The organism is Asticcacaulis endophyticus (assembly GCF_014652575.1).
Lineage (GTDB): Bacteria > Pseudomonadota > Alphaproteobacteria > Caulobacterales > Caulobacteraceae > Asticcacaulis > Asticcacaulis endophyticus.
Genome location: NZ_BMZB01000002.1, coordinates 170,322 through 185,885, shown reverse-complemented (window position 1 = coordinate 185,885; position 15,564 = coordinate 170,322). Strand labels below are relative to the sequence as shown.

Here is a 15,564-nt window from a genome sequence, read left to right as displayed (position 1 = left end):
TAAATTCAAGGGGAGACTTCCATGTCCGTTCGCCACTATCTGATGTCCACGGCCCTTGGCTGCACGTTGGGCTGCGCGCTTGTGCTGATGCCGGTTTGCGCCACCGCCCAGACCGCACCTTCACCGGCCACCACTCAGGCAGGCGCCACCCGCGACAGCCTCGCCCCGTCAGGTCGCTGGTCGCTGCCGGAGCGTCAGCAGGCCAAAACCCCGCCTATGGGCTGGAACTCCTGGAATGCATTTCGCACCGAGGTCGATGAGGCCAAGGTGATGGGGGCGGCGCAAAAACTGGTCGACAGTGGTCTGTCTAAGCTTGGCTATGTCTATGTTAATATCGACGACGGCTGGTGGCTGAAGCGCCGCACCAGCGATGGCCGGATGCAGATCAGAACCCAGATTTTCCCGTCTGCCGCCGTGCCGGGTAAGGACCCCAGTTTCCGGGCCTATGTCGATAAGGTGCACGCCATGGGCCTGAAGGCCGGTATCTATACCGATGTCGGCCGCAATGCCTGCTCGCAGGCCTACGACCTGCACTCGCCCAACCTGCCCGAAGGTACAACGGCGGAGCGTGAAGTCGGCCTTTATGGCCATGAGCAGCAGGACATTGACCTTTATTTCAAGGACTGGGGCTTTGATTACATCAAGGTCGATGCTTGCGGAATCAATGTCTATGGGCCGGGCACGGCTGTGGTGCGCGATAATGACTACACCGCCTTCCCGCCCCTGATCGATCAGGCAACCATTTCCCGTACCAATATCCCCGCCGTGCGGGCCATGTATGAAAAGGTCGATGCGGCCCTGAAAAGCGCCAATCCGGACGGCGACTACATCCTGTCGCTCTGTAACTGGGGCAGTGCCGATGTCCGCACCTGGGGCAAGGATGTCGGCCATATGTGGCGCACTAGCGGCGACATCACCCCGAACTGGACACGGATGCTGCACAATTTTGATAGTGCCTCGACCCGCGCACTCTATGCCGGGCCGGGCGGGTGGAATGACCCGGACATGCTGTTCATTGGTCACGGCGATTTCGACGCAAACCACCTGACCGAAGCCAAGTCGCATTTCGCCCTGTGGGCCATCATCAATGCGCCCCTGATGATCGGCTATGACCTGCGCGAGGCTCCGCAAAGCCTGCTCAACATCTGGGGCAATGCCGATATCGTGCGCGTCAATCAGGACCCCGCCGGCCATCAGGGCGTCATTGCCTATGCTTCCGACGATGTGCAGATCATTGTCAAAACCTTATCAAACGGCAAGAAGGCGGTCGCCCTGTTCAACCGTGGCCTCGCCAAGGCTGACGTTACCTTAACCGCCGGTCATTTGAAGTTCTCAGATACGGCACCGGTTCAGCTTAAAAACCTGTGGGATAAGTCGGCGCCGCATTTTACCGGGGATACGACCTTTAGTCTGGCCCCGCGCGAGACCCTGATCTTTGAGGCGAGCGGTCAGCGCCGCCTTACAGACGGCGAATTTTTGTCGGAAATTCCGGGCCGCATCAATGTCGCGGATGACGGCGTTATCGCCCCTGAGCCCGATCCGGTCGTGCACCGCATGACCAATCAGTGGGGCAAGACGCTCAATAGCGGTGAGCGTCCGACCTATACCGGCTGGGGCGGCGCGCAGGCCGACGCGACACCGTATGATCAGACCCTCCAGATTGCGGGCCAAACCTTTGATACCGGCATTGGCATACTGGCCAATTCGCGGCTTGAAGTGCGCAACAGCACTGGCGGCAAACGCTTTGAGGCCACGGTCGGCATCGACGATTCGACCCGCAACCTCAAGGACACAGTCACCTTCTTGGTCTATGGTGACGGTAAGTTGCTGGCGCAAACCACAGCCAGTTTCGGACAACCGGCTCAAAGCCTGAGCGCTGATCTGTCGGGCGTTAAAATCGTTGAACTGATCGCCAAAAGCGCCACCACCAGCGATCTGCCGCTGGTGGTTACCTGGGGCGACGCGGCCCTTTTGAAATAACTTTTAGGTGTCGCAACGTTAGTGCAGAAAACCGCTCACACTTTTCTGCACGTTGCTTAAGCCAGATGCAGCTTAATGCCGGTCTTTTCCGCAGCTTCGCGGATAAAGTCCGGCGCATCGGCATCGGTGATCAGATCATCAATTTCACTGATGTCGATGATGCGGTGCAGGCAGACCTTACCGAATTTAGACGAATCGGTAATCGCAATCACCTGACGGGCAGTCTCGACCATCTTACGGTTCAGTTGGGCTTCAGCCTCATGGTGGGTGGTAATGCCGCGTTCGACATCAAAACCATCGACGCCTAAAAACAGCTTATCCAGCAGCAGATCATCGAGCGACGCCACGGTTTGCGCCCCGTAAAAGGCCATGTTCTTGCGGCGCAGTTCCCCACCCAGCATCATGATCTTGATCTTTTGTTTCTGCACCAGCGCCGACAGGACGCCGAAATCATTGGTGACAACGGTGATGTCCTCATCATCCGGCAAAAAGCGCGCGATCTGCAAGGCTGTGGTGCCGGAATCGAGCATGATCGAGTCGCCGGGCTTGACCATGGCCGCCGCCAGTTGGCCGATGCGCTCTTTTTCCTGGGTATGGATGACCTGCTTGACCTCGATCGCAGGCTCTGCGCCGACATTGACCACATCTGACGAAATGGCGCCACCATAGGCGCGCGTCGCGATACCGTGTTCCTCAAGGTAATGCAGGTCTTTGCGGATCGTCTGCATGGAGACGCTGAACATATCCGACAGGGCCACAACCTGGACGCTGCCGCGCTCCTTGAGCATCGCCGTAATCTGACGGCGGCGCTCACTGGTGTCGCGTGTAACCTTGATAGAGCCTTCGGCCATGTCAGCGCCTTGCCTTAAGTTAAGTTTATCGTTTTAGCGTAAACCCTGCCGGCTAAGGACAACAGATATCCGCCGTATGTTTCGTTTCTCTACCATGACGCGCTTTAAATTCAACTTAATTAGACTTTGCCCCCCACCCAAACCGCACGACATAACGCGTAAATATGTCGGATATATTTCGTTTTGACACCAAGCCTGTAAAAATGCCTGCAAATCGAAAGATAAAGGGATGTTTTTGGCGCCGTTTTACAATAAGCAAAGCTCTCCCTAACGGGAGAGCTCATAATCTAACGAAGCTGCTTGAGTGCGGCATAGGTATAAAAAGGGCGTCGTCACTAAAAAGCGCTCTGGCAACGACGCCCGTATATCCGGATCAGAACCGGTAGCTGAGACCCAGCTTCATCGACCGTCCGTAACGATAGTAGCCCTGTGACAGCAGCGGATTACCATTGATGCTGTAGGTCTGGGCTTCATCGAGAAGATTACGACCTTCCAGACTGATATTGATCTTGTCATTTACCTTGTACGAAGCATGGGCCGTCACCCAGGTGATGTCGTCGGCCACTTCGTTATAGCCGCCGCCCAGCACATTGATCGCTGTGACATAGCCATCCGTATAGTCAGCGTTCATGCCCACTGAGATCGGACCGCGATCATAGAACAGCCCCAGCGAATAAACCGACGGCGCAATGCCTTCGAGCGGGCGCTCTTCGCCGCCGACCCAGCTATTCGACCAGTTGCGCGTGTATTGCGCCCTCAGACCAAAGCCGTTGTCCATAAAGTGCTGCAAACCGACTTCGATGCCGCGAACTCTGGCATAATCGCCATTGATAGGCCGGCTGATGTTAAACAGGTAGCCCGGTACGCCGATATCCTGACCCGGTTCCCAGCTTGAGGTGATCTGGTTTTCGATATGCTTGCGGAAGGCCGCAAAGTTGAAGATCGAGTTTGGCCCAAAGTACCATTCCAGTGACACATCAACCTGATCAGCGGAATAGGGTTTCAGGTCAGCGTTACCGCCGTAGATCTGGGTAAATTCCCCCCAGGATACGCTCTCAGTCGTGTTGGTCGGTGCCAGCGTCTCAACCGACGGACGCGCCATTGTGCGCGCGGCCCCCAGACGCAGACGCAAGGTCTCGGTCAGGCTGAAGCTCAGGTTAGCGGAGGGCAGCCAGTAGGTATATTCATTATCCTGAGTAACGGACGTTGGATCAGCATAGACGGCCGTATAGTTGAACGCGCCGTTTTCGATGATGTTGAGAATTTTCGCATCCCAAGCCTGAGAACTGGTGTTGGTCTGTACGACGCGCACGCCGACATTACCACTCCAGCGGTCGCCCGCCAGATTGGCCTGCATAAAGCCCGACCAGGTTTCCTCGGATACGCGGTAGCTTTGCAGTGGGTTCCAAACAGGGGCTGCCGCCGCGTAGTCATAGGTGCCGCCGCCCGGACGCGCATTGCCGTTATAGGCCGCCAGCGCCGCCTGATAGGCCGGGACGTCAAACGCCAGGAAGGTGCGCGGGAAATCGGAACTCACCTCATCCATGAAATTCGGCAAGGCAAAGCTTTGCGACACAACACCACCGCCCAGATCGCCGACATTGATAGCATAGTTGCCGGAATAGTAGTCAGCACCACCAGTCAGCGAGTTATTGACCAGATCGCGCGATTTTTTGCGGTCTGTACGGCTGACGCCAAACTCGACACTTTCGATCCAGCCTCGGCCGACCGTCCAGTCCGCGGCAAAGGTCGTGCCGGTGATTTCATCCTCAATATTGTCGCCGGATAGCGAGAAATAATGGGTGTTGAAGTCAGAATCGCTGAACGCGCCATTGGCCAGTCCGGTCGCCAGATCACGGCCGTCATCGAAATTGACATCAACATTCGGCACACGCGCCCCGCTCAGTGAAATGCTGGCGGAGTTCGGCTGGTTCATGCGCAACACGACATAGCTATCCTGCCCGCCTGATTTGCGCGATGAAGTTGACTTATAAACATCGCCTGTCAGGGTCAGGCTATCGCTCACGCGCCACTTGGCGTTGACACCATAAAGATCGGTATCGACTACCCGGAATGTCGTCTGGTTGAGCAGTTCCGGGTTAAGGCGCATCTCCGGATCAGGATTCGTCATGTCAAAACTGGTGACGATACCGTCTTCGATCACCATGTTTGACCAGCGGCCCGGCGCATACAGCGGATAGAACGACTGCTGATATCCGACCTGCGGTGAATCAAGCTTAGTCTTCAACCCATCAACGACCAGGGTGAAATCTTCATTGGGCCGCCATTCAAATTTGGCGGTATAGGCGGTACGTTTTTTCTTCTCAAGGATAGAGCCGACACGGAACTGGCCCGGCCCGATCAGGCCATATTCTTCAGGATCGAGTACGCCGTTTTCATTAGGGTCAATGCTGCCACCCCAGGCATTGCCCCACAGCCAGCTTTCGTCGGTCGGGTCGGCATTGCGTGTCCAGCCGCCGTCATTACCAGCCACATCAGTACGGCTGTCGCGTTCTTCGAGCACAACACCGAACAGGACGCCGAATTTGTCACCGCCAAACGTGTTGCTGTAGACGCCGGAGAATTTGCGTCCATCCAGTTCGGACATCTGGTTGTAGTCGCCTTCGACGCGCAGAATGCCTTGCTGGCCACGCTTATCGAAGGGGCTGGCCGAACGCAGATTGATCAGGCCACCGATGGCACCTTCGGTATTGGCCGCCTCCGCGCCCTTGATAACATCCGCGCCGCTGATGACATCTGCCGGCAACACGTCATAGGCAAAATCACGCCCCGCACCATCGGTCGCCAGTATACGGCCGTTGAATGTCGACAGGGTATATTCCGGCCCAAGGCCACGTACGCTCACGCTCTGGCCTTCGCCGCCAGCCGTGCGCGAAATCGATACCCCGGTGATGTGGCTTAAAGAATCGGCGACATTGTCATCCGGGAACATGCCCAGTTCCAGCGCACTGATCGAATCCTGAACCGTGGCCGCATCGCGCTTAAGCTTGACCGCACGCGCGATACTACCGCGCACACCGACAATGGTCACTTCCTGAATGACCTCATCAGCCTCTTCTGCCGGAACGGCCGCGGGCTCTGCATTCTGGGCAAAGCCTGCCCCTGCGGTCAGGAGGGCCGCAATGCCCGCGCTGGCCAGTGCAGCTCTGCGAAAAGTTTGACGACATTTCATATGGATATCCCCTATTTCAACCCGTTTAGATGACAACATGGCTCGCGATGGAAACCGAAAGCGTCACACATCTTTCGATTTGCAGCCTTATTTCAAAAAACAGCTAACTACCGTTTCGCAAAACTGTCAAATCGAAACTTAACGAAAGAATTTGAAAGTGATATTTCGTTGCGAAGATGTCTCAAATGTCACTCATAAGAACCCGCATCCTTATCTAAGCACGACGCGCGCTGACATCAGATGACCGATCAGGGATGTCCCCGCGGCGCAAGGCCTCCAGACTGTGGACGTGGAACTTTACGAAGGCCTCCGGATCTTTGCCCTGAGCTTCAAATGTCAATACGGGCAAATTCCCGGTTCTGAACCATCAGAAAACGGCACTGATTCTGCGACCTGCCAAGCACCAGTTTAATTATTGGCTTTTGAAGCCATAGGGCTTTGAACATGAAAAAGGGCGACCCGTAGATCGCCCTCTATCTGGTGAGAATTCTCTCTTGTTAACGGAGAGACCTCGACGTTGTCTCTGCTAAGACAATGCCTATTGAACACGATGCGCAAACTGTGTCAAGTTTCGCAAATGCAACTATAAATGGGCAGGGCTATGAGCGGCAAAAACTACAGATTCGCGTTTGACGTCGGCACAAACTCACTCGGCTGGGCGGTTTTTGAGCTTGATCAGAAAAATAACCCCATCGACCTGGCCGATGCCGGTGTGCGGATTTTCTCAGATGGCCGTGACCCTAAAAGCAAGGAATCTCTGGCTATCGCCCGCCGCGGCCCACGGTCTATGCGACGACGCCGTGATCGCTTCCTTCAACGCCGCAGCTACCTTATGGACTTGCTGATCAGGGCAGGGCTGATGCCCGATGATGAGGCTGCGCGTAAAGCGCTGGAAAAACTCGATCCCTATGGGTTGCGCTCCAAAGGCCTTGATGAGCCTCTGAGCCTGCATGAGCTTGGCCGGGTGATCTTTCATCTGAATCAGCGCCGGGGCTTTCAATCCAACCGGATCGCCGATGCGGGCAATGACGAAGACAGCGGCAAGATTAAAACTGCCGAGAAAAAGCTGATCGCGGCCTTGGCAGAACAAGGCTGCCGCACCTACGGCGAATTTCTCGCCAAACGTCAGTCCGCGCCCAAAGTGCGTGAGCGTGAAGCTGTTCGCATCCGCCTGAAGGGTGTAGGCGCCAAGGCGCTTTACGATTTTTATCCCACCCGTGATATTTTAAAGCACGAATTCGATGCGCTTTGGGCGGCGCAAGCGGTGCACCATGCCGCCCTTAACGACGCGCTGCACGATAAGCTTTATAACACAATGTTCTTTCAGCGCCCGCTCAAAGACCCGGTTATCGGCAAGTGCACATTTTATCCCGAAGAGCCCCGCCTCGCCAAATCGCACCCCTTATCGCAAGCCCGGCGCATCTATCAGGATCTGAACCACCTGCGCCTGAAAGAAGGCGAGGCCCCTCCCCGCAACCTGACGCTCGATGAGCGCGACACGCTAGCTTTTGTCTTACTTTCCGGTGAAGATGTTACCTTCAAGACCGGCTTGCGGAGACTTTTGAAGCTACCCGCCAATACGACGACCTCGCTTGAGGAAAGCGGCAAAGTTGATCGCTTGGTCGGTGATCAACTGGTCGCGCGCTTGAGCAAAAAAGGGCCCCTGAAGCAACTTTGGGGAAACCTAACGCTCGACCAGCGTGCCGACATCACGTTGAAACTTAATACCGAGCAAAGCGAACCTCCCTGATCGCTTATCTTATGGCGACCTATGGCCTGAGCGAAGACGCCGCCAAGGCCACGGCGAATATACGCCTGCCCGATGGGCATGACATGCTGGGCCTGACCGCCACGACCAAGGTTTTGGAACACCTTAAGAAAGAGGTCGTCCCTTATAATGTAGCGGTTGAACGTGGCCTTGGCCGATCTCATTCCGATGAGCGCGACGGCGTGGTCCATGACAGCTTACCTTTTTATGGTGAGATTCTGGAGCGTCACACCCTGGGCGGCTCCGGCGATCCGAAAGACAGCGACGAAAAACGCTATGGCCGCATCGCTAATCCGACCGTTCATGTCGGCTTAAACCAGCTTCGGCGCGTGGTGAACGCCCTGATCAGGCTTTACGGCAATCCTGAGCAGATCTTGGTCGAACTGGCGCGCGATCTGAAGATGTCGCAGAAACAAAAAGACGAACTGGCCAAGAAGCAAAAGGGCTTCGAAGACGACAACAAGGCCCGCAAGGCCCTGCTCGAGTCTGAAAGTTTCGACTACAGTTCCGCCAATCTGCGCTTGCTGCGCCTATGGGAAGAACTGGGCTTCCCAAAACTTTGTGTCTATTCTGGTGAAACCATTGGCATTGAAAATCTGTTCAGCGGCGATGTCGAGATTGAGCATATCTTGCCCTATTCGCGCACGCTTGACGATACCATGGCCAATAAGACGCTCTCGTACCGGATGCACAACCGTCTCAAGCGTAATAAGGCGCCGGCTGAGGCTTTTTCCGGCGATGAGTACGAGGCAATACGGCTGCGTGCTCAGGTTTTACCGCCAAATAAGCGCTGGCGTTTTGAAAAAGACGCCATGGAAAAATATGAAAAAGAGGGCAGTGGTTTTGCTGCGCGTCAACTTAATGAAACCAAGCATCTGGCGGTGCTGGCACGAAAATATCTTGTCAGCGTCTGCAACAGCGAAAACGGCGTTCGGATTGTCACGGGCCAGATGACAGCCCTGCTGCGGCAGCGCTTTGGCCTGAACGGTATCCTGAGCGATGACAATCACAAAAACCGCACAGATCACCGCCATCATGCCATAGATGCCTGCGTCATTGGTGTCATTGATCCGTGGATTCTGCACGAAATTGCGGCTAACGCCGCCGATTTTGAGAACAAAAACGAACTCAGCAAGATCACCACACGTTTCCCCGAACCCTTCCGTGGCCAGCCGAGAGGTGACTTCCGCGAGCGCGTCAAGGCCAAGATCGACGCCATTATCGTGTCGCACAAACCGGAACATGGCACCGGCGGCGCTTTGCATAACGATACCAACTACGGGATTAACAACACCGCCGACAAACTGGATGGGGAGCTGATCACACGTAAGGCGATTGATGCCCTAACCCCCAACGAAGTCGATAAGGTCCGCGATCTTCATCTGCGCGCTCAACTACAGGCTATTAAGGCTGAGGTTGGCAAGGACGCCAAGACTCTGGCCAAGAAATTAGCCGAATTCGGCGAAGCCCAGTCCCCCCCGATACGCCGGGTGCGCATCCTGAAAAAACAGGAAGACTTTATTCCGATCAAAGACCGGAAAACGGGCGCGCCTTACCGCACGGTGATTGCGGGTGAAAATCATCATGCAGACATCATTGAGGATGCGTCTGGAAAATGGCGTGGGTTTTCCGTATCTATATTTGAAATTAATCAGAAAAATTATGAACCTAAATGGAAGGTTACCTATCCTGACGCTAAACTTATGATGCGTGTTCACAAAGGCGATTTGATAGAACTTTTGGACTCAGATGGAATTAAGCGAATCAAACGTGTGGTCGTTTTAGATCTGTCCGCAGGTCGTATACGTTTAGCCGAACATAAAGAAAGTGGAGAGCTGCAAAAACGGCACGAGGATATTGATGATCCTTTCCGTTGGGATTTAGCAACCATTTCAAAGCTTAAAGAGCGTGAATGCCGCCTTTATGCCATTAACGAAATTGGCAAGCTAAGAGATTATTGAAAAAGCCAATTGGAACCGAAGCTAAGACGGGTGAGTTATGCTCAGAGTCGGGTGTTTGGAAGACGAAGACTCCGGGCACAACAGCGCCTATTGCTAAGTGCAACCGCATGCCACCCTATGGGGGACATGCAGTCGTATGGATTTTGATCCAATACGCCTGATAAAACAAGGAGAGATAACAACTTCACCACGAGGATGTTATCTCTCTTACAATCATGTTTCTTGGGAACAATATGATTGTGTTGCGGTTGGGCCTCTCCCGTTATTTCTGCTAAGACGCTCCTTATGTTTACGCATAAGGAGTGTTTTGCACCTATAAATTGAATCTCGTTCTCATTCCATTAAATCAACCTGTGTATAAGTATGTGCGTAACTTCACAGGCAGAAAGCTATGGTTGGACAGATTGTTGAACTGGCGTCCGAAGGCCGGCGCATTGGGCTGGAGCGTGGCTTTCTTACAGTCACTTCCGACATGGGCGTGGGCAGGGTCGCGATCGACGATGTAGAGGCCGTTATCGCCTCAGCACAGGGCCTGACCTATTCCAATGCCATTTTGGCCGCATTGGCGGAACGTGGCGCACCTCTGGTCATATGCGGCAAAAACTATGCCCCAACGGCCGTCCTTCTGTCGCTCGACGGCCACTATGAACAAGGCCACCGCATAGCCGCGCAAGCCACAGCTTCAAAACCCGTTTCCAAGCAATTATGGGCTCAGTTGGTGCGCGCCAAGATCGTTGCGCAATCTTTGATGCTGGCACGCTTTGGCGAAAATACGGCGCGGCTGGATCGACTGGCCGATCAGGTCAAATCCGGCGATCCCGATAATCTGGAAGCCCAGGCGGCCCAAGCTTACTGGCCGCTTCTGCTGGGCAAGGATTTCAGACGAAACCGTGACGGGTCTGACATCAACACCTTCCTGAACTATGGCTATGCTGTTTTACGCGCCGCTTCTGCCCGCGCAATAGCCGGATCAGGTCTACACCCGTCCCTCTCTATCCATCATCAAAGCCGGGGAGAGGCACTGCGACTTGCCGACGACATTATGGAACCCTTCCGCCCGGCGGTAGACTATGTCGCCAAGAACCTTTGGGCGGCGGGGGAAAACGAACTGACACCGCAGGTCAAACTGACATTGGCTAAGGTATTGCAGTTGGACTACCAGACCACCAATGGCCGCACCCCCTTGTCGGTTTGCCTGTCGCGTTTATGTAATTCTCTGGCGCGCGTGTATCTGAAAGAAACTGACAAGCTCGACCTGCCTAAGCCCTTGATACCCATCAAGGATAGTGGCCAATGACCCATTTATCGGCGTATAGAATCATGTGGATTATGGCCCTTTTTGACCTGCCTGTGGTCACAAAGCCCGAACGCAAACGCGCAACGGCCTTTCGGAATTTTTTGCTGGATCAAGGCTTTGAAATGGTGCAGTTTTCTGTCTATGCACGGTTTTCATTTTCAAAAGAAAAAGCGGAAGTCATCACTCGCAAGGTGGGAAAAGCTGTTCCTGCTCACGGTAAGGTCGATATTTTATATTTTACCGACAAACAATATCAGCAGATTGTCAGCTTCCGGGGCAAAAACGAATCGTTTCTGCCAAAAAATCCCGAACAACTGGCACTATTTTGAGAGATTTATGGGCACTTTTCGCGAGCTAAACCTAAGAAAAACCCTTGCAGAACAAAGCGTTCCACAAGGGCTGTCTTAGCAGAAATAACGTCGAGGCCCAACCGCAACATACAAGATGCGATCGCCCGCATGAAACACGTCTTAGCAGAAATAACGTCGAGGCCCAACCGCAACTATGTCGGTTGCCTTGATAGAAACGATATGGTCTTAGCAGAAATAACGTCGAGGCCCAACCGCAACCTATGCTGATCCGCTGTCGGCCAATAATGAGTCTTAGCAGAAATAACGTCGAGGCCCAACCGCAACAGCGGCTGAATTTTCAATACCATCCGCTTCGTCTTAGCAGAAATAACGTCGAGGCCCAACCGCAACTGGCCTTGCGGCTGAGGCAATGGCACGCGTGTCTTAGCAGAAATAACGTCGAGGCCCAACCGCAACATCGAAATACCGCTGCATGAAATCAGCAGCGTCTTAGCAGAAATAACGTCGAGGCCCAACCGCAACCGTACTTACCCGGCAGCGCGTGATCACTGAGTCTTAGCAGAAATAACGTCGAGGCCCAACCGCAACGTCATCACGGTGCCGGGCGTGTTCTCCAGCGTCTTAGCAGAAATAACGTCGAGGCCCAACCGCAACGGCCGCGCTGATCGGCGTGACCCAAAACTTGTCTTAGCAGAAATAACGTCGAGGCCCAACCGCAACCAGCACGAGACACGCAAGATCGAAATACCCGTCTTAGCAGAAATAACGTCGAGGCCCAACCGCAACTCAATTGAAGTCGAATATAAGACGGCTTCTGTCTTAGCAGAAATAACGTCGAGGCCCAACCGCAACGCCTCTGATCGACGCCGGAGTGGCGGTTCAGTCTTAGCAGAAATAACGTCGAGGCCCAACCGCAACCCGCACGCCTTAAACTGGCATTCAGAAATTGTCTTAGCAGAAATAACGTCGAGGCCCAACCGCAACTGCTATAGGCTTCCCCACAATTCCCGGCAAGTCTTAGCAGAAATAACGTCGAGGCCCAACCGCATTACGTGTCAGGTGTGTCAATGGAAAATCTTACTTAACAGGCTTTAAAATAAGCCACTAGACGCACAAAAGGCCGCCTTTGTTGGGCGGCCTTTTGTGTAATTTCTTCATGTCTCAGATCGTTATAACGAGTGAGTTATAACAGTAATGGTTGCGGGGGCTGGATTTAGTCGCCGCTTGATGCACGCAGTATGGGATATCGAACCACCCTTGCAGACGATCAAACATAAGAATTCGTTGAAACTTTAGCAAGGCTAGGTTTGGTTTCCAGCTTCGGAAATCCAGCATGGCAAACGACCAACCACGGCTTCCATTTGAGGAAGCTGCCGGTGCATTTCTGCCTTCAGGAAATGTATCGACGCAAAGCCACCATAAGAAGGCAAAGAAGAATTTGTGTTGCGGTTCAAATACAAAGTTCTCTGGCGCAATTTCACGAGATCCATATGAATGGATTCCAGCAAAGCGATGCGCTTCAATTTTAACTAGCCTCAAATACTTTTTTACAGATTGCACAGGCGCCCCAACCGTTGGTAGGGGGGCGACTGTTTTGCCGACCTGATCGGCAAGGGATTCAATGTCGGCTTCTGAATTTCGAGCCGTCCATTTAGGTTTGTTTCCGTAGTACCATTTCAGGATCGAACGAGTATCAAGGTTATTAAGACTAAATAGTTCGCCGTCAGTAAGCTCAATCTCGTGACCATTTATTAAATCGACACATAAGCTTTCGATTGTATGTAACTGTAGTGGTCTCGCCTTATGGTCTGTCATTTTGCGCCGCTTTATTGGATCTAACACAAGCTAGCATTGTTTTTTAACAAATAAAATCCGGCAAATTGTATTGCCGGAAGGCTTGCCACCTCCATTGGTCAGCGGCGTGCAACCTTAGTCTCGATAATATGGAAACGCTGGTCGTGGCGCTTTAAAAGGTGGGAGGACGGGGCTAAAAATTCGATCGACAAAACTGAATACAACAGATAAGCTTTTGGTATGACGAATCATCCGATTAAGACGACCAATAAAAAGCGACGACCGATAGGCATAGACCTTTTTGCTGGAGCAGGGGGCATGAGCCTCGGTTTTGAGCAGGCCGGTTTTGATGTGGTAGCAGCCGTAGAAATCGATCCTATCCATTGCGCCGCCCACAAATTCAATTTCCCAAATACGGCAGTTATTCCGCACTCAGTTGCGGAACTAACCGGCGTTGATATTCGGCGCGCCGCTGGACTGAAAAATGAAGAGATTGACTGTGTGTTCGGCGGTGCGCCTTGCCAAGGCTTTTCATTGATTGGGCATCGCGTACTAGACGACCCTCGAAACAGCCTCGTTATGGATTTCGTTAGGCTTGTATCGGAGTTAGATGCCAAAACATTCGTTTTTGAAAATGTCAAAGGGTTAACGGTTGGAAAGCACCGCGCATTTTTAGAAGAGCTTGTCGAAGCCTTTGCGGCTAAAGGATATGATGTCCGGTTGCCGTGGCGCGTATTGAATGCTTCCAGCTATGGTGTGCCTCAGCATAGAGAACGGCTGATACTTTTTGGTTCAAAAAAGGGGACTGAACTACCAGACTACCCGTTGGCGACCACCAATCCTGCTGATCGGAAGCGTATGGTTCCTGGCCTGCCTTTCGGCCCGAACTGCGAAGATGCACTGGAGGATATTCCGGACGCAGAGCGGTTTGAAACTTTAAGTGACATAGACGCAGTGAAAACTTCTTCATACAAGAAGCCGTCTCCCTATGCCGCTGAAATGCGCTGCTTAACAAATGACTCTTGGCATTTAGGCTACGTGCGCAATTGGAACCCTAATATTTTGACGTCGAGTGCGCGAACGGTGCATACACAAATCTCAAAGGGCCGCTTTCGGTCAACCGATCAAGGTATGGTTGAGCCTATTAGTCGCTTTTTTAAACTGGCCCCACAGGGCTTATCCAATACTCTTCGCGCCGGAACAGATGGCGCTAGAGGTGCGTTTACTAGCCCGCGTCCTATTCATTACAATTTTGCTAGATGCATTACGGTTCGCGAAATGGCTCGACTGCACGGCTTTCCAGATTGGTTTCGATTTCACTCAACTAAATGGCACGGTGCACGTCAGATTGGAAACGCCGTGCCCCCGCCCTTAGCGCGAGCCGTAGCAGCAAAGGTGGTCGAAGCCCTGAAGCTTAATCCTAAAATGGTTTCGAAAGCACTGGAGTTGGGTGACGCGGCCTTGCTGTACATGGAGATGTCGGAGGCTGCGGAACAGTTTGGGGTTAAAAAGCCAAATTCAAGACGGGACAAGAAAAGTGGCGCTAAGAAAAGAAAACAGTCTGAAATCGAGGCCGATAGAATTCGGTTGTGTGCTGTAAATGGCTAAACCTGATCCAGCAGAAAATCGGTACAAGGTTCTTATAGAGAAGCTGTTCTTCAACCACTGGAAAGAAGGCATCACTGAGTTTGCGTTTGACCGGCGGGAACTGGAGACTGTCGCCGCTGAGCTTAAAATCGTTCTTCCTAGAAATTTAGGCGATGTGCCCTATTACTTTAGGTATAGAAATCCTTTTCCGGATGCAATTTTGAAGACCCAACCAGAAGGGCTTGAATGGGTAATTCAGGGTGCTGGAAAGGGGCTGTATCGCTTCCGCCTTGTCAAATTTACGCGCATTGTTCCAAGCACCACTCTCATCAGTATACCAATTCCTGATGCAACACCGGAAGTCATTCGTGCTTATGCACTTGACGACGAGCAGGCACTTTTAGCAATCGTGAGATATAACCGTCTGGTCGATACCTTTCTGGGGCTTACGACTTACAGTCTTCAAAACCACCTGCGGACAACGGTTAAGCAGCTAGGGCAGATTGAAATTGACGAGTTGTATGTTGGCCTCGATAAATACGGATGTCACTATGTCATTCCAGTCCAGGCCAAAGGTGGAAAGGACCAGATTGGCGTCGTACAGATCGCGCAAGACCTGGCATTCTCCAACGAGAAATTTCCAGAGATGCGCTGCCGCCCAATAGCCGCTCAATTTATGCCTGGTGGCGTTGTTGCATTGTTCGAACTCACAATCGATGACGAACAAGTAAAGGTCGTCGAAGAACGGCATTACAAACTCATTCCAGCAGACCAAATCGATGCGAAGGCAGCTCGAAACTATCGCAACTAGGGTGGATAACA

The 15,564-nt window shown here is 53.0% G+C and carries 10 protein-coding genes and 1 CRISPR repeat array; of the genes, 7 read left to right on the top strand and 3 right to left on the bottom strand.

Annotation, left to right across the window (positions count from 1 at the left end; genetic code table 11):
- Nucleotides 1-21 precede the first annotated feature (21 nt).
- Nucleotides 22-1,980: an NPCBM/NEW2 domain-containing protein gene (locus IE102_RS09315; RefSeq protein ID WP_229807669.1), complete on the top strand. Its 1,959-nt coding sequence runs from the start codon at nt 22-24 to the stop codon at nt 1,978-1,980.
- Between the two features lie 56 nt (nt 1,981-2,036).
- Here IE102_RS09315 and agaR read toward each other — a convergent pair whose 3' ends face one another.
- Together agaR and IE102_RS09305 are read right to left on the bottom strand one after the other, a co-directional pair.
- Nucleotides 2,037-2,831: a transcriptional repressor AgaR gene (gene agaR, locus IE102_RS09310; protein WP_189486232.1), complete on the bottom strand. Its 795-nt coding sequence runs from the start codon at nt 2,829-2,831 to the stop codon at nt 2,037-2,039.
- A gap of 373 nt (nt 2,832-3,204) precedes the next feature.
- Nucleotides 3,205-6,024: a TonB-dependent receptor gene (locus IE102_RS09305; RefSeq protein WP_189486231.1), complete on the bottom strand. Its 2,820-nt coding sequence runs from the start codon at nt 6,022-6,024 to the stop codon at nt 3,205-3,207.
- Between the two features lie 601 nt (nt 6,025-6,625).
- On the opposite strand from IE102_RS09305, the gene cas9 (IE102_RS09300) reads away from it, so the two are divergent.
- From cas9 (IE102_RS09300) to cas2, 4 genes are all read left to right on the top strand, one after another.
- Complete coding sequence (gene cas9, locus IE102_RS09300) at nt 6,626-7,774, top strand: type II CRISPR RNA-guided endonuclease Cas9 (protein WP_189486230.1); 1,149 nt, start codon at nt 6,626-6,628, stop codon at nt 7,772-7,774.
- An 11-nt stretch (nt 7,775-7,785) separates the two neighbouring features.
- The gene (gene cas9 / locus IE102_RS09295; protein ID WP_189486229.1) at nt 7,786-9,753 is read left to right on the top strand and encodes a type II CRISPR RNA-guided endonuclease Cas9; all 1,968 of its coding nucleotides are present in this window, start codon (nt 7,786-7,788) and stop codon (nt 9,751-9,753) included.
- A gap of 391 nt (nt 9,754-10,144) precedes the next feature.
- The gene (gene cas1, locus IE102_RS09290; protein ID WP_189486228.1) at nt 10,145-11,050 is read left to right on the top strand and encodes a type II CRISPR-associated endonuclease Cas1; all 906 of its coding nucleotides are present in this window, start codon (nt 10,145-10,147) and stop codon (nt 11,048-11,050) included.
- On the top strand, nt 11,047-11,379 hold the full coding sequence (cas2, locus tag IE102_RS09285) for a CRISPR-associated endonuclease Cas2 (RefSeq protein WP_229807668.1): 333 nt from the start codon (nt 11,047-11,049) through the stop codon (nt 11,377-11,379). The genes cas1 and cas2 overlap by 4 nt, the downstream gene beginning before the upstream one ends.
- Nucleotides 11,380-11,451: 72 nt before the next feature.
- A CRISPR array of direct repeats spans nt 11,452-12,411; the repeat unit is 36 nt; unit sequence GTCTTAGCAGAAATAACGTCGAGGCCCAACCGCAAC.
- A gap of 111 nt (nt 12,412-12,522) precedes the next feature.
- On the opposite strand, the gene IE102_RS09280 is transcribed toward cas2, so the two are convergent.
- Nucleotides 12,523-13,176 (bottom strand): hypothetical protein, encoded by a 654-nt coding sequence (locus IE102_RS09280; RefSeq protein WP_189486227.1) that lies wholly within the window; start codon nt 13,174-13,176, stop codon nt 12,523-12,525.
- Between the two features lie 219 nt (nt 13,177-13,395).
- On the opposite strand from IE102_RS09280, the gene IE102_RS09275 reads away from it, so the two are divergent.
- Nucleotides 13,396-14,763 carry a DNA cytosine methyltransferase gene (locus IE102_RS09275; RefSeq protein ID WP_189486226.1) on the top strand — a complete coding sequence of 456 codons (1,368 nt, stop codon included), beginning with the start codon at nt 13,396-13,398 and terminating at the stop codon, nt 14,761-14,763.
- Nucleotides 14,756-15,553 carry an endonuclease gene (locus IE102_RS09270; RefSeq protein WP_189486225.1) on the top strand — a complete coding sequence of 266 codons (798 nt, stop codon included), beginning with the start codon at nt 14,756-14,758 and terminating at the stop codon, nt 15,551-15,553. The genes IE102_RS09275 and IE102_RS09270 overlap by 8 nt, the downstream gene beginning before the upstream one ends.
- Nucleotides 15,554-15,564: the final 11 nt, after the last annotated feature.

Coding starts and splice junctions, on each gene's coding strand:
- cas1 (WP_189486228.1), top strand. CDS start 10,145: ATGGTTGGACAGATTGTTGAACTGGCGTCCGAAGGCCGGCGCATTGGG.
- IE102_RS09275 (WP_189486226.1), top strand. CDS start 13,396: ATGACGAATCATCCGATTAAGACGACCAATAAAAAGCGACGACCGATA.
- IE102_RS09280 (WP_189486227.1), bottom strand. CDS start 13,176: ATGACAGACCATAAGGCGAGACCACTACAGTTACATACAATCGAAAGC.
- cas2 (WP_229807668.1), top strand. CDS start 11,047: ATGACCCATTTATCGGCGTATAGAATCATGTGGATTATGGCCCTTTTT.
- agaR (WP_189486232.1), bottom strand. CDS start 2,831: ATGGCCGAAGGCTCTATCAAGGTTACACGCGACACCAGTGAGCGCCGC.
- IE102_RS09315 (WP_229807669.1), top strand. CDS start 22: ATGTCCGTTCGCCACTATCTGATGTCCACGGCCCTTGGCTGCACGTTG.
- IE102_RS09270 (WP_189486225.1), top strand. CDS start 14,756: ATGGCTAAACCTGATCCAGCAGAAAATCGGTACAAGGTTCTTATAGAG.
- cas9 (WP_189486229.1), top strand. CDS start 7,786: ATGGCGACCTATGGCCTGAGCGAAGACGCCGCCAAGGCCACGGCGAAT.
- cas9 (WP_189486230.1), top strand. CDS start 6,626: ATGAGCGGCAAAAACTACAGATTCGCGTTTGACGTCGGCACAAACTCA.
- IE102_RS09305 (WP_189486231.1), bottom strand. CDS start 6,024: ATGAAATGTCGTCAAACTTTTCGCAGAGCTGCACTGGCCAGCGCGGGC.